20 protein-coding genes and 1 tRNA gene are annotated in these 22,600 nt (G+C 49.4%); 8 read left to right on the forward strand and 13 right to left on the reverse strand.

What is annotated here, in order from left to right; genetic code table 11:
• Nucleotides 1-13 precede the first annotated feature (13 nt).
• Both B212_RS0119910 and B212_RS0119915 read right to left on the reverse strand, forming a co-directional pair.
• Nucleotides 14-985, reverse strand: coding sequence for an RNA methyltransferase (locus tag B212_RS0119910; protein ID WP_028530945.1), 972 nt, complete (start codon nucleotides 983-985; stop codon nucleotides 14-16).
• A 30-nt stretch (nucleotides 986-1,015) separates the two neighbouring features.
• A complete protein-coding gene (locus tag B212_RS0119915; RefSeq protein ID WP_019912788.1) occupies nucleotides 1,016-1,453 on the reverse strand; it encodes a winged helix-turn-helix transcriptional regulator in 438 nt (145 codons plus the stop codon).
• 111 nt (nucleotides 1,454-1,564) lie between these two features.
• Here B212_RS0119915 and B212_RS0119920 point away from each other — a divergent pair, with 111 nt between their 5' ends.
• The 3 genes from B212_RS0119920 (at nucleotide 1,565) to B212_RS33300 (ending at nucleotide 4,944) form a co-directional block, all read left to right on the forward strand.
• Nucleotides 1,565-2,251, forward strand: coding sequence for an SDR family NAD(P)-dependent oxidoreductase (locus tag B212_RS0119920; protein ID WP_019912789.1), 687 nt, complete (start codon nucleotides 1,565-1,567; stop codon nucleotides 2,249-2,251).
• Between the two features lie 153 nt (nucleotides 2,252-2,404).
• Nucleotides 2,405-3,760 carry a dipeptidase gene (locus B212_RS0119925; protein ID WP_019912790.1) on the forward strand — a complete coding sequence of 452 codons (1,356 nt, stop codon included), beginning with the start codon at nucleotides 2,405-2,407 and terminating at the stop codon, nucleotides 3,758-3,760.
• Between the two features lie 176 nt (nucleotides 3,761-3,936).
• Nucleotides 3,937-4,944 (forward strand): hypothetical protein, encoded by a 1,008-nt coding sequence (locus B212_RS33300; protein ID WP_156830168.1) that lies wholly within the window; start codon nucleotides 3,937-3,939, stop codon nucleotides 4,942-4,944.
• A gap of 224 nt (nucleotides 4,945-5,168) precedes the next feature.
• On the opposite strand, the gene B212_RS0119935 is transcribed toward B212_RS33300, so the two are convergent.
• The 3 genes from B212_RS0119935 to B212_RS0119945 form a co-directional block, all read right to left on the reverse strand.
• Nucleotides 5,169-5,242 (reverse strand) — tRNA-Gly (locus B212_RS0119935).
• Nucleotides 5,243-5,317: 75 nt separating this feature from the next.
• Complete coding sequence (locus B212_RS0119940; RefSeq protein WP_019912792.1) at nucleotides 5,318-7,441, reverse strand: putative bifunctional diguanylate cyclase/phosphodiesterase; 2,124 nt, start codon at nucleotides 7,439-7,441, stop codon at nucleotides 5,318-5,320.
• A gap of 154 nt (nucleotides 7,442-7,595) precedes the next feature.
• Entirely contained in the window at nucleotides 7,596-8,555 is a 960-nt protein-coding gene (locus B212_RS0119945) for a nucleoid-structuring protein H-NS (RefSeq protein ID WP_019912794.1), read from the reverse strand.
• A gap of 313 nt (nucleotides 8,556-8,868) precedes the next feature.
• On the opposite strand from B212_RS0119945, the gene B212_RS0119950 reads away from it, so the two are divergent.
• The 3 genes from B212_RS0119950 to B212_RS31980 are packed head-to-tail and all read left to right on the forward strand — an operon-like array spanning nucleotide 8,869 to nucleotide 11,285.
• Entirely contained in the window at nucleotides 8,869-9,039 is a 171-nt protein-coding gene (locus B212_RS0119950) for a FeoA family protein (protein ID WP_019912795.1), read from the forward strand.
• On the forward strand, nucleotides 9,036-11,048 hold the full coding sequence (gene feoB / locus B212_RS0119955; protein ID WP_019912796.1) for a ferrous iron transport protein B: 2,013 nt from the start codon (nucleotides 9,036-9,038) through the stop codon (nucleotides 11,046-11,048). The genes B212_RS0119950 and feoB overlap by 4 nt, the downstream gene beginning before the upstream one ends.
• A 42-nt stretch (nucleotides 11,049-11,090) precedes the next feature.
• The gene (locus B212_RS31980) at nucleotides 11,091-11,285 is read left to right on the forward strand and encodes a FeoB-associated Cys-rich membrane protein (RefSeq protein WP_019912797.1); all 195 of its coding nucleotides are present in this window, start codon (nucleotides 11,091-11,093) and stop codon (nucleotides 11,283-11,285) included.
• Nucleotides 11,286-11,618: 333 nt separating this feature from the next.
• On the opposite strand, the gene B212_RS0119970 is transcribed toward B212_RS31980, so the two are convergent.
• The 6 genes from B212_RS0119970 to B212_RS0119995 form a co-directional block, all read right to left on the reverse strand.
• Nucleotides 11,619-13,094, reverse strand: coding sequence for a leucyl aminopeptidase (locus B212_RS0119970; protein ID WP_232231493.1), 1,476 nt, complete (start codon nucleotides 13,092-13,094; stop codon nucleotides 11,619-11,621).
• Between the two features lie 183 nt (nucleotides 13,095-13,277).
• The gene (locus B212_RS0119975) at nucleotides 13,278-14,381 is read right to left on the reverse strand and encodes an ATP-binding protein (protein ID WP_019912801.1); all 1,104 of its coding nucleotides are present in this window, start codon (nucleotides 14,379-14,381) and stop codon (nucleotides 13,278-13,280) included.
• Nucleotides 14,382-14,736: 355 nt separating this feature from the next.
• Complete coding sequence (locus tag B212_RS0119980) at nucleotides 14,737-15,144, reverse strand: hypothetical protein (RefSeq protein WP_028530950.1); 408 nt, start codon at nucleotides 15,142-15,144, stop codon at nucleotides 14,737-14,739.
• A gap of 216 nt (nucleotides 15,145-15,360) precedes the next feature.
• Nucleotides 15,361-15,900 (reverse strand): peroxiredoxin, encoded by a 540-nt coding sequence (locus B212_RS0119985; protein ID WP_019912803.1) that lies wholly within the window; start codon nucleotides 15,898-15,900, stop codon nucleotides 15,361-15,363.
• Nucleotides 15,901-16,138: 238 nt separating this feature from the next.
• A complete protein-coding gene (gene leuB / locus B212_RS0119990; protein ID WP_019912804.1) occupies nucleotides 16,139-17,221 on the reverse strand; it encodes a 3-isopropylmalate dehydrogenase in 1,083 nt (360 codons plus the stop codon).
• Between the two features lie 219 nt (nucleotides 17,222-17,440).
• Nucleotides 17,441-18,949, reverse strand: coding sequence for a DHA2 family efflux MFS transporter permease subunit (locus tag B212_RS0119995; RefSeq protein WP_019912805.1), 1,509 nt, complete (start codon nucleotides 18,947-18,949; stop codon nucleotides 17,441-17,443).
• 225 nt (nucleotides 18,950-19,174) lie between these two features.
• Between B212_RS0119995 and B212_RS0120000 the strand changes: the two genes are divergently transcribed.
• Nucleotides 19,175-19,774: a TetR/AcrR family transcriptional regulator gene (locus B212_RS0120000; RefSeq protein WP_019912806.1), complete on the forward strand. Its 600-nt coding sequence runs from the start codon at nucleotides 19,175-19,177 to the stop codon at nucleotides 19,772-19,774.
• 107 nt (nucleotides 19,775-19,881) lie between these two features.
• A complete protein-coding gene (locus tag B212_RS0120005) occupies nucleotides 19,882-20,862 on the forward strand; it encodes an aldo/keto reductase (RefSeq protein WP_019912808.1) in 981 nt (326 codons plus the stop codon).
• Between the two features lie 115 nt (nucleotides 20,863-20,977).
• On the opposite strand, the gene B212_RS0120010 is transcribed toward B212_RS0120005, so the two are convergent.
• Together B212_RS0120010 and B212_RS0120015 are read right to left on the reverse strand one after the other, a co-directional pair.
• Nucleotides 20,978-22,075, reverse strand: a complete 1,098-nt coding sequence (locus tag B212_RS0120010; RefSeq protein ID WP_019912809.1) for a DUF4097 family beta strand repeat-containing protein — start codon at nucleotides 22,073-22,075, stop codon at nucleotides 20,978-20,980.
• Between the two features lie 18 nt (nucleotides 22,076-22,093).
• Complete coding sequence (locus B212_RS0120015; protein ID WP_019912810.1) at nucleotides 22,094-22,591, reverse strand: hypothetical protein; 498 nt, start codon at nucleotides 22,589-22,591, stop codon at nucleotides 22,094-22,096.
• Nucleotides 22,592-22,600 lie beyond the last annotated feature (9 nt).

Here is a 22,600-nt window from a genome sequence, read left to right on the forward strand (position 1 = left end):
TATCGGCACCGCTTCATTCACACAGCATTAAATGACGGGAGAACGCGCCCTTCTTCGCCACACAGCGGTCGATAATGGTAAAACCCGCAGAGGAGATCATTTCATCCATTGCCTCAATCGCTACAATAACAACACGGTCTGCAATCCGGCGCGCATGGACCAGAATCGCGAACTGCTCCTCCGGTGTAATCCGCGAGTACAAATTGTAAGGCATGTCCACGACAGCCACATCGTAATGCTCCTCAATGTCAGCAATATCCCCAAGGGTAACCTCGCTGTTGAACCCGAAATGGGCAATATTCGTCCGCGCACCGGCCGCAATAAAGGGATTAATGTCACGGCCGACAATATCAATACCCATCGACAGCGCCTCGACCATTACCGTTCCTATGCCGCAGCAGGGATCAATGGCTTTTACGCCTGCCGGGTTTGGCACCGCGATGTTCACTGCCGCCCGGGCTACGCGGGTGCTGAGTGCAATAGAGTAGCTTCGCGGTTTTTTCATCTGCCGGAACCAGGTTGCCTTGTTCTTGTGATAAGCTCCGAAATACCAGCGTCCTCCCAGCGTTACAATGCCGTACACAAGCTGCGGGTGATTGACATCCGCTTCTCCCTCGATGCGCATGCCGATTTCCCGTTCGATCACCCTGCGTTCATCATACTCTATTTTTTCCGCCGGTAACAGATCATTCATCTTGACAAAAATAACCTTAAAGGTCTGTCCCGCTACCTCCACCTGCTCGGTCATCTTATAAATCTGTTCCAGCGTGTCTCCCGCGTACATGACATCAATGCGCTCCTTAATAAAAGGACTGCGGCTGACCTCCACTTCACGCTCACTGTCAAATATTACAGGCGGAATCTCCCGGCCAAAAAGACTGCGCAGCTCCATCCCGCATAAGGAGACTTCATCCCCTGAGCACGCGTAGGTATATATATAAGATGGATGCTCCACGCTTGTATCTGAATTTGTATTTGCCAACACTATTAATTCCGCCCCTATCGTTTCCGCCGCTTACGGCGCTTCTGTCTGTTCTGTAGAAACTGTTATGTCCATATCGCCATGCTCACTGTCATAGCTGCTGCGCGCCTGAGTGATGACTTCACGATTTTCGTTAACCCACTCCACCAGAGAAGTCAGCGGCAAAAGCAGTGATTCCCCAAGCATGGTGAGTCCGTATTCCACGGTTAATGGCACGGTCGGTGTCGCCTTGCGCCAGACCATTCCATCCCGCTCCAATTGCCTTAACGTCTGCGTCAGCATACGCTGGGATATGCCGCCGGATCGCCGCTGCAGCTCCTTGAACCGCAAGGACTCCACACCCAGATTTACAATGATCAGCACACTCCATTTATCTCCAACCCTGTCGAGAATCTGCCGTGGTATGGCGCAGTCTTCCAGATTCGTCATCTGTTCTATAACCCCAAGCCGGTCATTCATTGTTTTATCCAAGGCAGTTACCTCCATGTAACTTAAGCAAGTAATAGTGCCTTCTTGCCGCTTAAGCTAACTAAGTCTACCATGGTTACTGTTAGTAATCAACAACCTGAAGGGAACTGATAGATGATGAAAAAAACAATTACTATCGTGGGCGCGGGACCGGGACTCGGACTCTCCATTGCCAAGAAATTCGGCGCAAACGGCTTTCAAATCGCACTAATCGCCCGTAATGCCGAAAAGTTAAATGCGTTGGCGGAAGAACTCAAGGCACTGGATATCGACGCGGCTGCATTTCCGGCCGATCTTTACAGTAAGGAGCAGCTTGTTTCCGCTTTTCAAGGGATCAAAGACAAATATGGCTTTATCGACGTGCTCGAATTCAGCCCAACCAGCGGCAGCTATCCGCCAACTCCCATTTCTCAGGTAACTGAAGAGAACGCAATGGATGCTTTTCAAGCCCTTGTTGTGGGTGCCATCCGCAGCGTTGAGCAGGTATTGCCGGAGATGCTTGAGAAGAAGGGCGGCGCTATTTTATTCACAACCGGCCTCTCCTCTATTTATCCGATACCGATGATGGGCAATATGGGAATTGCACTCAGCGGACTCCGCAACTATGCGAACAATCTGCACACCGATCTGGCTCCCAAAGGAATCTATGTGGCACATCTGGCCATAGGCGCATTTATCAAACCAGGTACCGCTTCCGATCCCGGGCTTATTGCGGATGCCTGGTATGATTTATACGCAAACAAAACACAAGCGGAAGATACCTTCCCGCAAGGCGTAACTCCGGCAACCATTCTCTGGTAAGGCCTTTTCACATTCCATTTTGATCCATAGTGAGTTCTCCAGTATAATGGAGGCAGTACACTGCCAAAAAAGACTGCGGCACGTTGCCGTTATGCCCATACAGGCCTTACAGCCGGTTTTGCGCAGCGAAACTCCAAGGAGGTACATATCACTATGTCTTACGAAACTTATTTTCAGGCTGAGCGTGAAGCTCAGCTTGCCGAACTGAAGCAATGGCTTGCCATCCCAAGTATTTCTGCCCTGTCTGCCCATAAGGAGGATATGTTGTCCGCCGCGCACTGGCTGCTGGACACCTTGAAACGTGCGGGACTGGAGAATATCGAGCTTCACCCTACCGCCGGCCATCCTGTAATCTATGCCGATTATCTTCACGCCCCCGGCAAGCCGACCGTTCTGGTCTACGGCCACTACGATGTACAGCCGGTAGATCCGCTGAATTTGTGGACAACACCTCCCTTCGAACCGGAAATCCGGGACGGCAAGCTGTTTGCACGCGGAGCCACCGATGATAAAGGCCAGGTGTTCATGCACATCAAAGCGATTGAAGCCATCCTCAAGCAAGAGGGCACATTGCCGGTCAACCTCAAGCTGTGCATCGAAGGCGAAGAAGAAATCGGCAGCATCCATTTGCCGCCGTTCCTCGAAGCTAACAAAGACAAGCTCGCCGCAGATGCCGTACTTGTCTCGGATACTTCCCTGCTGGAACGCGGACGTCCGGCGATCTGCACCGGGCTTCGCGGCCTCTGCTCGCTTGAGGTCAGCGTGAATACCGCTTTAACAGACCTGCATTCCGGCTCTTACGGCGGCGGTGTACCGAACGCGCTGCATGCACTTGTCTCCTTGCTGAGCTCGCTTCATGATGACAAGGGCCGCGTTGCTGTAGAGGGCTTCTACGATGGCGTGCCTGAGCTTTCTCCGCTGCTGCGTGAAGAATTTGTCAAGCAGGGCGTAGATGAGGATAAAATCAGAACTGCACTCGGCCTGGATCAACTGTACGGTGAAGAAGGTTTCAGCTTCGTAGAACGTGTTGGCGCCCGGCCAACCCTTGAACTGAACGGTGTCTACGGCGGCTTCCAAGGCGAAGGCAGCAAAACCGTCATTCCTAAGGAGGCTCATGCCAAAATTACCTGCCGCCTGGTCGGCGACCAGGACCCGCAGCATATCCTTGACGTCGTAGAAGCTCACCTCAAAGCCAACATCCAGGCTGGAGCCAAGGTACAGGTGAAGCAAATGGAGAAGGCGCGTGCCTTCAACATTGACCCTTCAAATCCTATCCTGCAGACAGCAGCCGACGCTTACGGCAAGATATACGGCACCCGTGCCCTCTTCACCAAAGACGGCGGCTCCATCCCGATCATGGAAAGCTTCGCCCGCATCCTGAAAGCGCCAGTTGTCCTGATGGGCTTTGGCCTGGATGACGAGAATCTGCATGCCCCGGATGAGCATTTCAATCTGGAGAATTTCGACAAGGGTCTTCTGACCATAGTCGAGTTCCTAAAAACCGTTTAAGAAACAATATTTGCTGTACAGCAAAAGCCAGGTCTCCGCATACATGCGGAGGATCTGGCTTTTTAGTTGGCTGTGCATAGCTGACCTCTATAATATTCTAATTAAAATACATAGATTACCATTCCTGAATCTGGTAGAATCAATTTGAATTTCTTATCATATTAGGGGGAAAAGAAGTGAAAAAAAGATATTTGATTTATGGATCGATTTTTATTTTATCCACTACGATGTTATCTGCTTGTGAGAGTACGAATGTATCAAATAATACGAATTCTGTTACGCTTGTGAGTCCTAGTTCTACAACTCCTGCAACTGCGACTGCCTCTCCAGAACCGTCTGAAGATATCAAGACAATGGATGATGCGGAGAAAGAGATGGCTGCCGCCCTCATAAAGACAGCCAGTATATTCCTTGAAAAAGGAGATAATATAACCGAAGACCTTAGAGAACAAGCATTTAAAGCTATCACAGACAGTACAAAATGGATATCAGAAGCCAATCGAAATGAATTTATAGAACTCGCAAACTACATCAGAGCAGATGATCGCAAAGGCGTTCAAAAAGCATATCAAGAATTAACAAAAATTTATGGAGAACCTTCTCCTACGAATTCTACCGTTTCCCCGCCTTCACCGTCGCCAAAACCACCGGTTGAACAACCAATAACCTTGAGCGGAAAAGGTGATCAGGCCTCTGAATTTTTCGAACTCCATTCTGGTTTTGCTGTGATCAATGCTACGAGTACCGGAGATTCAAATTTTATAGTACATATGCTGGATGAATCTGGACAGAATGAAAAGTCTCTCATCAATGAAATTGGTACATACAAAGGAAAATCTTTCGTAATGATTCCGAGTGATGGTAAATACATGTTAAACGTCAAATCTGAAGGATCGTGGACAGCCAAAATAACGCAGACAGTTCCGGCAAACATCAAATCGGCCCCGACAAAACTGACCGGCAAGGGTAACGATGTTGTGTTTGTTAACCTTCAAGCAAAGCTTACTAAATTTAGTTTCAAGCATGTTGGAGAGTCAAATTTTATTGTTCATGTGAACGACAGCATTTCACTCGTAAATGAGATCGGAAACTACTCCGGGTCTACCGCTAAAACGGTAAATTCTGACGGAACTTATATTTTTTCCGTAAAAGCAGACGGACAATGGAGTATCAATATTGAATAAACAGAATAGACATTAGAATCCCCCCTGGTTATCACTAGGGGGGATTTTCCAAGAATTTATTGAAAAGTTAGCCGGGAGGCAGCGAATACAGTTAAGGCACTTAATCAAAAACAACAGCAGGTTTCCCCATAAACTGCCCCACAACTCAATTGTTACCTGCTGTATGTAGAAAAATACGCAAATAAAAAAACCCTTGTATAACAAGGATTTCGAAATTTGTAGTATGGAGCGGGTGATGGGAATCGAACCCACGCTATCAGCTTGGAAGGCTGAAGTTCTACCATTGAACTACACCCGCGGACCGAAATTGAAGACAAAAAATATTATAGCATTCCTTAGAATAAATTGCAACCTTATTGATTGACCAAATCTGTTAAGACAATAACCCCAGCGAAGGCTTCAGAAAAAACATTTCGAAGTCCGCAGCCTTAACGGGCTTGCTGAACAAATAACCCTGGGCTTCATGGCAATGCTGCTGGCGCAAGAAATGCAGTTGGTCCTTATTCTCTACCCCTTCAGCGGTTACCTTCAGCTTCAGATGATGTGCCATAGACGTGATAGTGGATACAATCGCCGCGTTATTGCTGTCCTCCATAACTTCCGAAACGAAGGAACGGTCAATCTTCAGCCGGTCAATCGGCATATTCTTCAGATAATGCAGGGAGCTGTAGCCTGTCCCAAAATCATCTATGCTGATGAATACACCAAGCTTCTTCAAGCGGTTAAGCTGATCAAAGGCGGTTTCTTTATCCAGAGTCATGCTCTCTGTAATTTCCAGGTCAACATACCCCGGGTCCAGCCCGATATCCTTCAGAATGGTACCAATTTTCCCGGCCAGATTCGGCTGCAGAAATTGGCGCATGGACAGGTTGATCGAAACACACATTGGCCGGTAACCGGCGTCCTGCCATAATTTATTTTGCAGGCATGCCGTTTTGAGCACCCATTCCCCAATCGGAACAATCAGGCCGCTCTCTTCGGCAATCGGTATGAAATCAACCGGCGACACCAGCCCACGTTTGGGATGATTCCAGCGCAGCAGTGCCTCCATGCCGACGATTTCTTCTGTCTCAAGCTGTACCTGCGGCTGATAAACGAGATAGAATTCATCGCGTTCAAGCGCCCGGCGCAAATCATTCTCCAGCTTCAGCCGCTCCTTCACTTTCATCTGCATAGCAGGGACATACCGGCGGATGTCCACCCCCTGCTCTTTGGCATTATGAACAGCGGTATCGGCATTCTGAATGAGTTGTTCCGCAGTATTCCCATCACCGGGATAAATGCTCATTCCCAGGCTGAGTGATATATGATACTCTCCTGATTCAAGTTGCACCGGCGTTTCAAATAACTTCAGAAGCTCACCGGCGCGAATCAGGCAATCCTCCACCCCCGTCACATCTGTCATAAGAAAAGCAAATTCATCCGCACCCATGCTGTACAGCTCTTCACCCGCTTTTGCCGCGTTTCCTATCCGCTGCGATACTAGCTGAAGCAGAAGATCACCGGCATAATGGCCGAGCGAGTCGTTAATATTCTTAAAATGATTAATATTCATTATAGCCAGCGCGGAGAATTTGGGACCCTTATTCTGTCCGCTCTGAATCACAATTTCTTCTACTCGCTGCATCAGACGCCGTCTGTTCGGAAGAGCGGTCAGATCGTCATGGTAGGCCAGATAATTAATCCGGGCTTCGGCTTGCTGATTTTCGTGAAAGGGCTCTTCAATCGTCAGCCGGTAGACGCCGGTAAGCAGCAGATAATAAGCCACACCAGTGCTCAGCATGCCAAAGAGATAATCCATATCGCCGATGCTAAGCGGGTTCATGAAGAATAACTGGCCAAGAGCGAAAAAGATCAGCGCTCGAATAATAATGAGCATGGAAGCAGACTTTTCCACTTTACCCGGATAAAGGATAATGCCCATAGTGAGTAAATATACAAACAGCACACCCAGATCCAGTATATGCTGGAGGGCGTTAACCCAGGAATAACCCGCCAGCTCCGGTGCAGCCGTCTGACCAAAAGTAAATAACGCCAGAGCAAGCACTGTCAGCACAAATGATATTCTGAATACATTCTTTTTGCCTGCCGCTGCTATTGGCTGGTCTTCCCTGCTGAAGATGAACAGAATACCCAGCGCGCTGGCCAGCCGCGAGAATGTAAGCAGCCACATGGATTGTTCTGTATTAATATAGGAAGATATTTCTACAATTCCGACAAAGCTGAGTGTGTGTATGAAGTCAATGATGCATACTCCCAAAAAGAGAGCGGAGGTGTATAGTCTTGCCTTGGATAGACGATCAGCGAAGAACAGCCAGCCCTGGGCAAAAATCGCAAAGCCAAAAGCGGCATTGCAGCAGCCCGCAATTAGATACAGCATGGATAGCAAGTCCTTATCTTCCACATTGCTAAGCGGCACACGAAAAATTTGAATCAGAAGGAACAGCACGGCCCCTATAATCGCCGCATGAATGGTCTTTCTCTCTTCTTGTCTCATAGGTCCCTCGCGTCTGAAAATGATATCTATAATAAGTCAATGGATATATTTACGTCCTATGTATAAATATCGGCTGGATAGCTCCGTAAAGTTACATTCCAGAAAAAAAGCACTTCCCTCTATTTTAGAGTTCAGTGCTTCTCCTTGAAGCCTTCTATTTATCTCCAAAATTCACTTCGGGCGTTGTGAGCTTATCATAAAAATCAACCGCTTTGTCTTTATCTTCCGATGACCGCAGCGCCATCGCGGAGCGCGGGTGCTCATCGAGCGTGCCAGTAATCATATAAGGAATAATATACCCCCATTCTTCCTTCTCACGCAGAGGAATCATCAGCCGCTCTACGATATCAAGCACAGGCCGCAGCGAATAATTGGTGTTCTTCAAATGGGTCACCAACAGCTCGGTAGGGCAGTTGCCGGCTGCGCGCCCCATACCGTAACAGGAAGCATCCAGCAGCTCTACACCCTTCTCGGCAGCAACAAGTGTATTGGAGAAGGCCAATTGCAGGTTATTGTGGGTATGTACGCCCAACCGTTTATTTGGCAAATGCGTTTTGAACTTTTCAACCAGATAATGAACGTCTTTGTGATCCAGACTGCCATAAGAATCTACGATATACACAACGTCAACAACACTCTCGCGGATCTGGTCAAAGGCTTCCAGCAATTCGTTCTCCATAACATTCGACAAAGCCATAATATTAATCGTTGTCTCATATCCTAGATCGTGGAAGGTCTGTACCAGTTGCAGCGCCTTGTCCACATCCTTGCTGTAGCAGGCTACGCGAATCAGGTCCAGCATGCTCTCACTGCGGGGCAGGATATCATTCTCATCCACACGGCCAATATCTACGAGTGCAGACAGCTTCGTGTGACCCTTCTGCGGAATAACCTTTCTCAGGAAATCATCGTTCAGGAAACGCCACGGGCCGGCTCCTTCCGCTCCTTTGAGCAGTTTGGGTGAATTTTTATAACCAATCTCCATATAATCAACACCGGCTTCATTCAGACCGGCATACAAATTCTGTACAAATTCAACACTGAAATCCCAGTTGTTCACCAGTCCCCCATCGCGAATGGTGCAATCGACAATTTTGCTAGCATTACTCTTCACAATTGTGTTCTCCCTTCAATTATATCCCTCATTATTGCCGCTGGCATGGACTTACTATGCAGCCATTATCGTTCAATCATACTTAGCAAAGAATAAATTGTAAAGAAAATTTCAGCTCCTTTCCATATATCTTTTCATGATAGCGGCACAATGACAAAGATCACGGAAAAATTGACAGTAAAATGCTACATTACAAGAAAACAATTGAGATTGATTATCAGTCTCTCTCGGAGGGATTAACATGGCTTCAACATCCTGCTCCCTATTGCGCTTACAACCGGGCTCAACTGGCTCCATCCATAGAATAGAAGGAATGAACCCCATCTTGCGGCGCCGTCTGGCTGATCTTGGGGTGTCTGAAGGCGTCATGGTCCGTTTGAAAGGAAAAGGCCCTTTTCTTGGTCCCGTTACTCTGGAATGCAACGGTCAATTGTTCGCCATCCGCCGGAAGGAAGCTTCCATGATTGAGGTGAACGTTTCATGAGTTCAATAGCACTTGTAGGAAATCCAAATACTGGCAAGACATCGCTTTTTAATACACTGACTTCTTCCTATGAATATGTAGGCAACTGGGCGGGAGTAACCGTAGAGAAGAAAGTCGGAAGCCTGAAGAACGGAGCAGGCAAGCTGATCGACCTGCCCGGAATTTATTCTCTTCACCCACTCTCCCGTGACGAAGGCGTCGCCACGCAATATCTCATTGAGGAATCCCCGGAAGCTCTCATTAATATTGTTGATGCTTCACAGCTTGAACGCAATCTGCTGCTCACACTGCAACTGCTGGAATACGGCAAACCTACTATTCTAGGGCTGAATATGATCGACGTCGCCAAAGCGCGCGGGATTTCCGTCAACTATGAAATGCTGCAGTCCCGCCTCGGCATTACTGTACTGCCGCTGGTTGCCAGAACCGGCAAAGGCAGCGGACAGGTGCTCAGCGTTCTTGAGAAAACCTCGGCAATTCCTCCGGTAACCTTCAGACTGGACTACGGCGAGCTGGCTGAGCAAGCCATCTCTTCCATTGAAAAGGAACTGAAGCCTATCCCGGGACTGCCTCATCTTCGCTGGGTCGCCCTGCAACTGATGGAGCAAAATCCGGTCGTACTTGAGCTGCTGAAGAAGAGCATGGATACAGCCCGCTTAATGGCTATCTGCGATAGCTGCCAAGAAGAGCTGCAGAGCAAAAAGCTGGCGCTTACGCTCCCTCAATGGATTCGTTCCGTCCGTATGGACTACATCCGCTCCTTGTGTGCGGCGGCAATGGATACTACAGCGCAGAAGCCGCATAATTTGACGGAAAGACTAGACTCGATTCTGACTCACCGTTTCCTCGGACTGCCGCTGTTCATCGTCTTCATGTACGCAATGTTCAAGACAACCTTTGACTGGGTGGGCGGTCCCTTATCGGACATTTTGGATGGGTGGATTTCCGGACCTATCAGCGATGGGGCCAACTCCCTGCTTGAGACGATAGGGGCATCAGGCTTCACACATGCCCTTATCGTTGACGGAATTATCAGCGGTGTAGGCGGAGTGTTAGTGTTCGTTCCGCAGATCTTCATTCTTTTCCTGATGATCTCCTTTCTGGAGGATTCCGGGTACATGGCACGTGTCTGCCTGCTGATGGACAGCACTATGGAGCGTATGGGCCTTAATGGTAAAGCGTTTATTCCTTTCATTATCGGCTTTGGCTGCAACGTGCCGGCAATTATGGCCGCGCGCAGTATTGAACAGCCTAAAGACCGGATGCTGACAACGCTTCTCTTGCCGCTCATGTCCTGCTCCGCCCGGCTTCCGGTCTACTTGCTGTTTGCGGCTGTCTTTTTCCCTGCCCAGCAGGCCACCGCCGTTCTGGCGATGTATGTTCTGGGTGTTGTATTCGCACTGCTTTTGTGCAAATTATTCTCCAAGCATCTGTTCAAGAACGAGTCCTCTGTCTTCATCATCGAGCTGCCTCCTTACCGGATGCCGCAGCTTAAAACACTGGGCCGCAGCACTTGGGAAAAAGGCAAAGGCTTCCTGCGCAAGGCAGGGACGATTATTCTTGCCGGTTCCGTTATTATTTGGCTGATGACCTATGCCGGTCCTTCCGGACTTGGCGTGGAGATGGATAACAGCTTTTTGGCAAAATTCGGCGGTATGATTGCTCCCCTGCTTCATCCCCTTGGATTCGGAACCTGGCAGGCCGGCTCAACGCTGGTGCCCGGCTTTCTCGCCAAAGAGGTTGTAGTGTCCACTATGAATATTATCTATCATGCACCGGATACCGCGGGACTGGAGGGCCAGATCGCTCAGGTCTTCACTCCGCTCAGTTCAATCAGCTTCATGGTCTTTATCCTGCTCTATACTCCTTGTCTGGCTACTGTAGGGGTTATTAAGAAGGAAACCGCCTCCTGGAAATGGACCTTTTTCTCGATCGGATACTCTGTAGTGCTGGCTTATTGCGTTGCATTGGTAGTCTTTCAAGGCGGCAGTTTATTGGGATGGTCGTAAGTCTGATGAGGTCAACATTTTCTGAGAAAGCGGGGCACTGCAATGATTATAAATATTTTGATTATCGCGCTGATATTCGGATACTCCGGCTGGATGCTCTACCGTCATGTGCAAAAAGGCAAAGAAGGGGCCTGCGCCGGCTGCGACAAAAGCAAAAACTGTACAGCAGCATCGCATGATTCCCCGCTTTCCTGCTGCGGAAGCTCAGGAGATGCCAAGCATTCGGCCAAAGCCTGAACTGCCGGTATGTGAGTTAAATTCGTTTAAGAACCTTGGGATGCGGGTATGTTAGTTATAAGCAACTTACAACCAGACCTTCCGAGGAGGAGATGCACGTGAACACCAAACGGACGTTATTAACTACAGCAGTGTTGGGAGCGGCCTACTTACTGAGAAACAAGAATGCACGTAACAAGTTGATGAACGGCATTCAGTCCGTCACTTCTCAAATACGGGCCAGAAAGAACAGCTAATACGTGAAGCAGATGAATTTTTATATTTTTACAAAAGCCGCAAGGCCCGGAGAAACCGGATGCCTTGCGGCTTTTGCTGTAGTACCCTTGTAAATGCTCAGTGCTCAGCTACTTCACCGGAATCTAGCTGCAGTAAATATTGCAAAAGCGTACGCACCATCACACCTGTTGCTCCCTTGGGATTAACTCCGCGTTCCTTGGAGAGAAATGCCGTTCCGGCGATGTCCAGGTGAATCCAGGGCAGCCCTTCAGCGAATTCACCAATGAACAGCCCTGCCGTTGTAGCACCGCCGTATCTCCCCGCAGTATTGCGGATATCCGCTACCTCGCTTCTCAGCATCTCGTGAAACTCAGGATATACCGGCAACTGCCATACTCTCTCTCCAGAGCGCCTGGAGGCCGCCATGAACGTCTCCATAAACAGCTCATTGTTGGTAACAGCTCCGGTTGCTATATCCCCCAGAGTAGACAACACAGCGGCTGTCAGCGTTGCCACATCAATAATTCGTTCGGCCCCCCAATCCAGGGCATAAGTAAGCGCATCACCAAGCACAATCCGGCCTTCGGCATCGGTATTCAATATTTCTATGGTTCTGCCGCTTAACGAGGTGACAATATCTCCAGGCTTGAAGGCATTGGCAGCAGGCATATTTTCGGCGGAAGGAATCACCATCACGACATTGATCCGCGGCCGCAAGGTGCCCAGAGCCTCCATGACTCCAAGCACAGCCGCCGCACCGCCCATATCACTGATCATGTTCTCCATGCCCGGCGCTCTTTTCAGAGAAATCCCGCCTGTATCGAAGGTTATCCCTTTGCCAACAATTCCGGTAACGTTCTCCCACTGGCCCGTTCCCTGATAACGAATCACGATCATCCTTGGGGGATGAATACTCCCTTTGCCGACAGCCAGCAAGCCGCCCATACCCTTTTGTTCAATTTCCCGCTCGTCCAGCACCTCCGCCGGAAATCCATGACGCTCAGCAATCTCAATAGCTGCGGCGGCAAGCGCTGAAGGCGTGAGCTGATTGCCGGGAAGATTGGTGAGGTTACGGGCCAAATTCGTGGCTTCGCCAAACGTCAGTCCACGCATGATCCCTTGGTTCCAGTCTGCTGTCTCAGCCGCTGCTGCTGTTCGCTCCATATGAAGTACAACGGTTTCCAGGCCAGTGTAGAGAAGCTGCCCCCGCTTATAGTGTGTTCGCCGGTACGCACCCAGAACGAGCCCCTCCGTGAGTGCTTGCGCGGTCTCTTCAGTCCCTTCAGCCGACAACAAATTCAACCTGTCCGCAACTTGGATGATTAATTTGTCTGCCTTCAGCTTGTGGGCAGCGTGGGCAATTTGAACGGCCAGCAAGCGAAGCTCCTCCGTTCCCAGCCGCCCGCTTCCGCTTCCCGCAAGAATGACGACAGGAAATTCGGTCTGCTCTTCTGACTCTACTGGTAATACGTAAATTTGATTCAGATTGCCGTTAAAAAGTCCAGTTTTAGCTAGTTGGCCCACACTTTTCTTCCATTCCCCGGCAAGGCTTCCAGCTTCACTCTCAGCTTCTGCCACAATAATACATAGCACATCTCCCCTAAGTCCGAAAGACGGGCTGCCGCTGCTCCACTCAATGTTGATAGAAACCCCTCCCAGGCTGTTGTCATTACTTGCTCCACCCGCAATAACGCAGCAAGGCTGATCTCCCGCACCAGACGCGCATCGCAGGAATCAGCCTCTTTTGAACTTTATTATATCTCAATGTGTCAAGAATTACTGAATCAGCGGCAGGGAAATCACAAATCGTGTGCCTTCGTTAACCCTGCTGCTGACAGAAATGTAGCCCCCATGATTCTTGATGATCTTTTCGCTGACGGATAACCCCAGCCCTGTCCCATTCTCCTTCGTCGTGAAAAAAGGATTAAACAACCTGTCCAAGGTGCAAATATCCATGCCTTTGCCGTTGTCGGAAATAAAAATACGAACCTCGGCGCCTTCTCTCCGTGCTCCGACTTCGATTTTGCCGACCGAGTCATCGACCTTTTCAGTAATCGCTTCCATTGCATTTCTTATCATGTTAAGAACGACCTGCTTCATTTGTTTGATGTCGCCGGATATAATCATGTCCCCATGAAGCGGATGGAGACTGATCTCGCAGCCCTTCATCAAGGCTTCGCTTTCTGTCAGGAGAACCACCTCTTTGAGCAGCGCCGCTACCGGAATCATCGCAACCTGCGGTACCGAAGGCTTGGAGGAGGTCAGAAACTCATGAATAATATCATTCGCCCGGTCAATCTCGGCGAGTATAATCTTTGCATACTCCTCTTTGCCCAACTGATGAAGATGGGGATGCAGCAATTGAATAAATCCCCGAATCGCGGTGAGCGGATTACGAATCTCATGGGCGATTGAGGCGGATAATTTCCCGAGCATGGCCAAGCTGTCATTCTGGTAGGCCGTTTGCTCAATGAGCTTGTAGTCAGAAATTTCTTTGAAGGTGAACAAGGCGCCACCCTTCATCTGCTCTCCGCTGCATAAAGACACCTTCCAATAACGCCCGTATTCATCTACAAACTCATAGCCTGGATTGCCCAGCTTTATCATTTCATGGTATCCACGGAGCAATTGCTTCTTCTTAAAACGGCTTAACTGAATATTGGATAACAAATGAACCATAGTGCAGCCCAGGACAGAATGACGGTTCAGTTCAAGTATGCTGTACATCTGCTTGTTCATAAATGTAAGAATACCCTCTTCATCAAAAAGCATAATCCCACTGTCAATGTGTTCCAGTACATCCTCATATGTAGTGTTCATCGGTCCAGATTGAAACGTTCTTGCCGGCAAAAGCAGGCTTTCCTGATATTGGCTTATCACGATACGAAGTTCCCCCTTTACTGCAATTGACGAAGACGCTAAGCGACATCAAATTACTATGTATTTGAGTATATGACGAAGCCGCCAGAACATTCGGAAATCGTATTATTTTATCCAACCGTTTCAACTATATTCCAATCATATCCAAGAGAAGAAGACAACGCAACAAGAGAAACTGTCGAATCACAAAAATATCCATAAAATGATTCTAAAGACACACATTTTACCGAGGTAAAGCGACTTCTCGTTGCAGAAACGCTTCCGAAAACACACTCAAATTGAAAAGAGCCCCCGCGGCTGCGAAGGCTCCTATGATGTAACACTTCAGACACGCCGCCGATTAGCCCGGCAAGTCTCAAGCTTTTGGCTGCAGGCGATTACGCCGCTGACTCATTACGGCCAGACGTTTCTTCAGCTCACGTTCCCATTTAGTATCCTCGATCTGTTTGGCTACGGCCAGCAGGTCCAGTGCCATATCAATCTGGCTGCGCACAATACTCAGCGGATCTTCACTCTCCACATTGATGACATTCTCGAATATCGCTTCCTCTTCTTCCATCACGTAGTCCTGAAAGTCAACATCCGTCACGCCGTCGCCATGCGCATATTCCGCAAGGATTTCATATTCATTTTCGACCTTATAATGCACCTCTACCCGGTGGCAGACCGGACAAAAAAGCAGGGGAACATTATGGACTTGCGTGCGATAATGCTTTAGGGTTCCCTTCGTTCCAACCATACTCGCTCCACAGCAAAAGCTCATTTTTGTTCACCCTCCTCGGTAATTTACATTGTCTTCTTATTATTATATTACAAAATGGCAGCGGAGATGCCTCTCCTTAAGCTATACATGCCTACCCGCCAACAGATTTTCCGCTGGCTATGGGTGTTTTGGTGCAAAAAACCCCCTTGCCGGAAATAAATTCCGCAAGGAGGTTCTCTTAGTATATCAAGGATCGCGGCTTATGAGTCGCCGGACTTACAGGTTCTTGTCACCCGGTTTCCAGTTCATAGCGCACAGTCCGCCTGATTGCAAGGCTTGCAGTACACGCAGTGTTTCTTCCACGCTGCGGCCCACATCGTTGTGGTTAACCACTTGATATTTCAGTTCACCGTCAGGATCAATGATGAACAATCCGCGAAGTGCCACGCCTTCTTCTTCAATCAGGATGCCGTAATCGCTGGCTACCTTCTTCGTAATATCAGATGCCAGCGGGAAGTTGATCGCTCCCAGACCATTCGAATCCTTAGGTGTAGTGATCCATGCCTTGTGGCTGTGAACCGAGTCAATGCTTACGCCCAGAATCTCTGTATCAAGTGCGGTGAATTCAGATGCTGCATCGCTTAGCGCTGTAATTTCCGTAGGACATACGAATGTAAAGTCAAGCGGATAAAAGAAGAATACAAGCCATTTGCCGCGATAGTCGGACAAGCTCACCTTACCGAAATCTTTGCCGTCGCCCGTTACGGTTTCCATTGTGAAATCTGGGGCGGGTTTACCTACCAAACGTTCTGCCATTGCTTAAATCCTCCTTTAATTATGTAAGAAAAACAATTGTCAGAATTCACTTCCGGCGCAATATGCTTTTCTTGATTTGGATGAATTGGTTGCTGTCTTGCTTATGACCAAATGGTATCATCGTACAAAAATAAAGTCAATATTACACTCATTACTTTTTTATAATTATTATAAATAAGCAACTTTTTGTGAAGTTTTTTGTTTTTCTGCTTCAAAGGAGGATTGTTGTGGTTAAATTTTAGGCTTTGCGGATCGCGGCTACAATGAGATCGCCCATCTCCGATGTGCTGATGGCCTTACTCTTGTCTACGGCAATATCGCTTGTGCGGTGTCCGGCATCCAGCACCTCAGCCACAGCGGCCTCAATGGCAGCGGCAGCAGCTTCGTAGCCGAAGGTCAGACGGAACATCAGGGCAAGCGACAGAATCGTAGCGATCGGGTTGGCCAGGCCTTGTCCGGCGATGTCAGGCGCAGAGCCGTGCACCGGCTCATACAGGCCGTAGCTGCCTTCTCCCAGCGAAGCTGATGCGAGCATGCCGATTGATCCGGTGAGCATCGCCGCTTCATCACTCAGAATGTCGCCGAACATGTTCTCGGTAACAATGACATCAAAGCTCGACGGACGGCGCAGCAATTGCATGGCACAGTTGTCTACGAGCACATGCTCCAGCTCAACCTGCGGATATTCAGGGGCAATCCGGTTCACTACCTCACGCCAGAGACGGGAGGTTTCCAGAACATTTGCTTTATCGACACTTGCCAGCTTGTTGCGGCGCTTGCCGGCAATTTCAAAGGCCTGACGCACAATGCGCTCAACTTCCGCTATATTATATACGCAAGTATCCACTGCTTCTTCACCGAACTCACCCTGGCGGCGCAGCTTATCTCCGAAATAAATGCCGCCGGTCAATTCGCGCACAACCATAAGGTCTGTGCCCTCGAGCACTTCCGGCTTCAGCGTTGATGCATCCTTCAGGCAGTCAAAAACATTGGCCGGACGCAGGTTGGAGAACAGACCCAGCGCCTTGCGGATACCGAGCAGCCCGGTTTCCGGACGCAGCTCCTTCGGATTGTTGTCCCATTTCGGTCCGCCAACCGCCCCAAGCAGTACAGCATCTGCACTGCGGCAGATATCCAGCGTATCCTCCGGCAGCGGTGTTCCCCGTTCATCAATAGCGATTCCGCCAAACAGCGCCTCCTCCGTTTCAAAGGCGTAGCCGAACAGCTCTTCCGTTTTTTTCAATACTTTCAGCGTTTCTGCCACAACTTCAGGTCCGATACCGTCCCCGGCAATTACGGCGATTTTTTTGACCTCGCTCATTCCTGTCACTCCTCTGATGTTCTGCAGACTCGCAGACATAGTTCTTCTGTATATTGTTGTATCATAACCGGGCCCAAAGGACAAAGATATAGATTCTATTGAAGTGATAGCTTTTAACTATAAGCTGATAGCGATTGAATCAGAAGGTGAATGGTTCCGAATAGAAAAAGAGCCGTCAAGGAGATCATCCCCCACGGCTCTTCTGATACTGAATCAGGCTTAGTACGAATTAGCCTCACTAACTTGCGTATTCTTGCTCATAGCTGCCGAAGCCTCCTCTTCCCCAGCCGGGGCTGCGTTTTTGATAAAGAATGCGAGCAGCAAGCCCACTATCCCAATACCGACAATCACAAGATACGCATCATTAATTCCCTGGATGGTTGCATGCATGATCAGACTCTCTTTAGTAGAGTTCGCGGCTGCGCCGGAGGCCAGCATATCCTGCATATGGCTTTTTGTACTGGATGTCATCACAGTGACCAGCAAAGATGTGCCAATGGCACCGGCTACTTGCTTGATGGTGTTGGAAATGGCCGTTCCGTGCGCATTCAGGCTGGCAGGAAGCTGATTGAGGCCTGTGGTTGTGATCGGCATCAGAAACAGGGCCATTCCAAGCCGGCGTCCTGTAGACATCAATAGCAAATACGTATAGCTCGTTGAATCCGAGAGGTTGACGAACCCTAGTGTCGTTACAATCGTAATCGCCATACCGATGACAGACAGCCATTTTGCGCCAAACCGGTCGAAAAGCTTGCCCGCCACCGGCATCATAAGACCCATCAACAGCGCACCGGGCAGCATGAGCACCCCGGATTCTAAAGCCGTGTAGCCTCTGACATTCTGCAAATACAGCGGAAGCAGCATCATATCTGCATACATCACCATCGTAACTGCGATATTAATAATGGTCGTCAAGGTGAACATGTTATATTGGAATGCTCTAAGGTCGAGAAGCGGGCTTTTGGAGCGCAACTGCTGCAGCGTGAATAGGGTCAGGGCGATAACGCCTACCGCAAGTGACACTATCACTTCCGCGCTTGACCAACCCTTGCTCCCGGCTCTGCTGAAGCCATACAGTAAAGTGCCAAATCCGATGGTTGAGAGAATAACGCCCATGATGTCCAGTTTGGGAAAGATACGCTCAGTAACATTTTTCAGATAGAACTGGGCAATAGCGATAACTACAACGACAACCGGAATCATTCCTTCGAACATTGTGCGCCAGCTATAATGCTCCATGACATAACCTGCGACCGTAGGACCGATAGCCGGAGCAAAAATAATCGCCAAACCGACGATCCCCATTGCGACACCCCTTTTTTCCCGGGGGAAAATGGTCAGAATGACATTCATCAGCAGCGGCATAATAACCCCCGCACCTACCGCTTGAATCATCCGTCCTGCCAGCAGAAGCTCAAAGGAGTCAGCAAATGCTGAAAGAGCCGTACCTCCGAGGAAAACAACCATCGAAGCCTGAAACAGCTCGCGGGTTGTAAAGCGCTGCATAAGATAAGCCGTAATCGGAATAAGCACTCCGTTAACCAGCATGTAGCCTGTAGTCAGCCATTGAGCCGTGGACGCCTGAATGGAGAATTCCCCCATCAATACCGGGAGGGCAACGCTCATGATGGTCTGATTCAGAACGGCGATGAACGCCCCCAATATCAGAACAAACAATAAGGGTCCTTTCTTAATAGAACTGCTGTCAAAACCTGCTGCTGCACTCATTTTACTCAATCCTTTCACATTTCACATTCCATTTAATAAACAGAGTGTTGTATAGTTAACTAATGTAAAGGATTATAAGATCTTCACTCCGGCAGTGCAATCAACAGTATTTTGCGAAATGTTTATTAGTTTACAGGAATCAACAATTCGTGGTTTATCAGAAACTTAAACGACACTTTGGTGGAATTTGTAGTGTACATTTTAATTTGGAAGGATTAGGTTCCCATGTCAAAACCTTTGCCAAGAACAGACCCGCGCGTATTGCGCACACGTAAATTAATTCAGGATGCTTTTGTCGAGCTGCTGCAAGAAACGGATATGGAAAAAATCACGGTCAATCGTATCGCAGAACGCGCTACCATCAATCGTGTCACCTTCTATCTTCATTACAAGGACATCCCTGACATGCTGGAAAAGATGGCAGATGAAATGATCAGCGACTTCACCGCCCTTCTGGACAAAACTCCAGATCATTCCCCGTCCAAAGAAAGGCATTGGGCCATATTAGTTCAAATCCTCGAAAGAATTGCGGAGCGTTCAAACCTCTATAAAGCTCTGCTCGGTTCAAGACGGCTGCCGGTATTTACTGAACGCCTCGTTCTTCTGATCATTGATTTTATCAAGAAGGAAGTGCTGAGCCAAAGCTCCCCGTCCGGTCAATCGCATGCCAATGTTCCGGCGGATATCCTTGCTTGGTACAGTTCTACCGCCTTCATCGGTACAATTGTTTTCTGGCTTCGCAACGATATGCCCTATACCCCGTCCTATCTTGTCAATCAATTGTCGTTATTGGCTCCATTTGCCTCAGGTTCGTCAAGCCCTTAGAGCGAAACCGCCTCCGCTGATTTGCTCTTGTTTCTTCAGTTGTTTACAATTAGTATGCAATAGTTAATTAAAGGAAAGACCATTACAATTAGAGGAGTGATTGTGAGGTGCAATACGCAAAGCTTGGCAAATCCGGTATGAAGGTCAGCCGTCTCTGTCTGGGTACGATGAATTTCGGCCCGATTACAGACGAGAAAGAAGCCTTCCGCATTATGGACACTGCGCTGGAGGCTGGAATCAATTTTTTTGATACCGCTAACATCTACGGCTGGGGAGAACACTCCGGGCTCACGGAGACGATTATCGGCCGCTGGTTCAAGCAAGGCGGCGGACGGCGGGAAAAGGTTGTGCTGGCCACCAAGGTCTACGGTGCCATGAGCGATAAGCTTGACGGCCCCAATGACGAGCGCGGCCTCTCCTCCTATATCATCCGCCGCCATCTGGAGGGCTCGCTGCAGCGGCTGCAGACCGACCATATCGAGCTGTATCAGATGCACCATGTAGACCGCAGCGTCTCCTGGGACGAGCTGTGGGGCGCCTTTGAGCTTGCCGTCAGCCAAGGCAAGATCGGCTATGTCGGGTCCAGCAACTTCGCCGGCTGGGATATCGCCGTCGCGCAGCAGGAGGCCAAAGCCCGCGGGTTCCTTGGACTCGTATCGGAGCAGCATAAATACAGTCTGACCTGCCGTCTGCCTGAGCTGGAGGTGCTGCCTGCTTCCCAGAATCTCGGGCTTGGGGTTATTCCCTGGAGTCCGCTCGACGGAGGACTGCTTGGCCGCAACGCGCTCAAGAAAATCGAAGGCAGCCGCAGCGGCGGCAATGCTGAGCGCGTAGAGAAGTATAAGAGCCAGCTTGAGGCATTTGCTGAGCTCTGCCTTGAGCTTGGCGAGCCGCAGGATAATGTCGCCCTCGCCTGGCTGCTGGCGAACCCGGCCGTGACCGCGCCGATTATCGGACCGCGCACGCTGGAGCAGTTCGAAAGCGCGCTGCGCAGCCTTGAGGTCGTTCTCGACGAATCCGTGCTGAAGCGCCTGGATGAAATCTTCCCCGGACCGGGCGGCGCAGCCCCGAATGCCTACGCCTGGTAAGATCAGCGTAAAGCCCGGCGAAGCCGAGTGCCAAACCCACGCCTCTAGTAGGCAGCTATAGTCAAAAAAAGAGCAGTACCCCCGGCACATTATTTGCTGGGGGTACTGCTCTTGATTATTGCGCTGTGTCCACAGTTACAGATCCGTTGCTGCTGGACAATGTAACGTTATGTGTTCCACTGCCAAGGACTACCGTTCCGTGACTGCTGTCGTCTCCACTTCCGTCCCAGTTGACATTGCCCTTCAGCGAGCCGTTGCTGGTATCGGCAGTGATCTTGGCATCCGTTGCTGCCGGAACGCCTACAATAATCTTGCCATTGCTGGAAGAACAATCCCAATCGCCTGTAATCGGCGAGTTGATTGTGATTCTGCCGTTGCTGCTCTTGGCTGTAACCGGGCCGTCGATATTACTCAGATTAAGGGCACCGTTGGAGCTGACTAGCTTCACTTCACCCTGTAAATTCTGTACGGTCAGTGCGCCGTTGCTGGTATGCGCATTTACACCGCCGGCCACATCGTGAATGTCCAGCTTTCCGTTGCTGGTGTCAACTTCAATACCGGATTGCAGCTTTCCCGCTTCTATGGAACCGTCGCTCGTATGGACCTCGACTTCCAGATTCCGGGGAAGGCTGACATTCAGATAAGGGTCCTTGAAATTGAATCCAATACGGATACCGGCAAGCCAGCCCATGTCTCCCTGTAGCTCCATGATCAGCGTATCTCCCTGAGGCGTCACTTTCCATTTCTGCGCAAGTGCATCTGTGGCTTCTCTCTCCGAGCTTCCCGGCAGTTCCAGCTTGCCTTCATACTCTAGCGAGCTGCCTTCCACCCCTTCAATTTTGACCTTTCCGGCCGGCAGTTCAATTCTTACTTTCTTGATCTCCGTCTTCACGTCTACTGTTCCATTAACGGGAACAAGCTGTGTCTTGCCGAAAAGTCCGCTTAGCGAGCCGCCGGCCACAGCCGACTGGGCTCCACTGGCAATAACCAGTACAATAATCAGAACGATGGCCCAGCCGCTTACACGGGTTTTGGCATCCGATTTGATGAAGAGCCTCAGCAGCATTTCCACTCCAAAAAGAATAAGCAGCGCGGGCCAAATATAATTCAGCGCCTGGTAGGTAATTACATCAAACTGGGCCAGTACAATAATGACGCCCAGTGCGATGCAGCCCAAAGCTGCGGTAAAGCTGCCGATTTTCCATCTCCCCATGGATAATTCCCCATTTCTCTATACTTTTGAATTTTTCTTCAGCATTCTCAGCCCGTAGCCAATCAAGGCCAGTGCCAGCAGAATGGAGCCGATATTCATTTCGGTAAGCAGCTCCCAGAGCCCCGGGAAGGTGGTAACAATAAGCAGCAGAATTCCCGCACCTACACAGCCGAAACCAACCCAGACCGGACTCACTTCCTCATTCGGATAAGCCGGAGCCGAGGGTATCCCCATGCTCCACGGCGCTCCGAAGCTGTCCGGATGGAACATCATCCGTTCGTGCTCTTCGGCAGATAATTTCATCCAGGCTGCTTTCTGCAGGGCATCAAATAATTGATAGAACCACAACGCTGCCAGCACAAATGGAAATACCGCAGGCATGGAAGGAATCAATATAATACAGAGCGATGCTCCCAGCATATACTCAAGTCCCATTTTTTTGAACCCCAGATACATATGGCCAAGTCCTGGAATAATGGCCAGAAAAAAGGTAAGCCAGCGTCTTTTCTTAATCATATAATATCC

It is taken from the genome of Paenibacillus sp. HW567, from assembly GCF_000374185.1.
GTDB lineage: Bacteria > Bacillota > Bacilli > Paenibacillales > Paenibacillaceae > Paenibacillus_AQ.

Coding starts and splice junctions, on each gene's coding strand:
- B212_RS0119940 (WP_019912792.1), bottom strand. CDS start 7,441: ATGAGACAAGAAGAGAGAAAGACCATTCATGCGGCGATTATAGGGGCC.
- B212_RS0120000 (WP_019912806.1), top strand. CDS start 19,175: ATGTCAAAACCTTTGCCAAGAACAGACCCGCGCGTATTGCGCACACGT.
- B212_RS0119980 (WP_028530950.1), bottom strand. CDS start 15,144: ATGAGCTTTTGCTGTGGAGCGAGTATGGTTGGAACGAAGGGAACCCTA.
- B212_RS0119985 (WP_019912803.1), bottom strand. CDS start 15,900: ATGGCAGAACGTTTGGTAGGTAAACCCGCCCCAGATTTCACAATGGAA.
- leuB (WP_019912804.1), bottom strand. CDS start 17,221: ATGAGCGAGGTCAAAAAAATCGCCGTAATTGCCGGGGACGGTATCGGA.
- feoB (WP_019912796.1), top strand. CDS start 9,036: ATGAGTTCAATAGCACTTGTAGGAAATCCAAATACTGGCAAGACATCG.
- B212_RS0119950 (WP_019912795.1), top strand. CDS start 8,869: ATGAACCCCATCTTGCGGCGCCGTCTGGCTGATCTTGGGGTGTCTGAA.
- B212_RS0120010 (WP_019912809.1), bottom strand. CDS start 22,075: ATGGGGAGATGGAAAATCGGCAGCTTTACCGCAGCTTTGGGCTGCATC.
- B212_RS0119925 (WP_019912790.1), top strand. CDS start 2,405: ATGTCTTACGAAACTTATTTTCAGGCTGAGCGTGAAGCTCAGCTTGCC.
- B212_RS31980 (WP_019912797.1), top strand. CDS start 11,091: ATGATTATAAATATTTTGATTATCGCGCTGATATTCGGATACTCCGGC.
- B212_RS0119995 (WP_019912805.1), bottom strand. CDS start 18,949: ATGAGTGCAGCAGCAGGTTTTGACAGCAGTTCTATTAAGAAAGGACCC.
- B212_RS0119920 (WP_019912789.1), top strand. CDS start 1,565: ATGATGAAAAAAACAATTACTATCGTGGGCGCGGGACCGGGACTCGGA.
- B212_RS0120015 (WP_019912810.1), bottom strand. CDS start 22,591: ATGATTAAGAAAAGACGCTGGCTTACCTTTTTTCTGGCCATTATTCCA.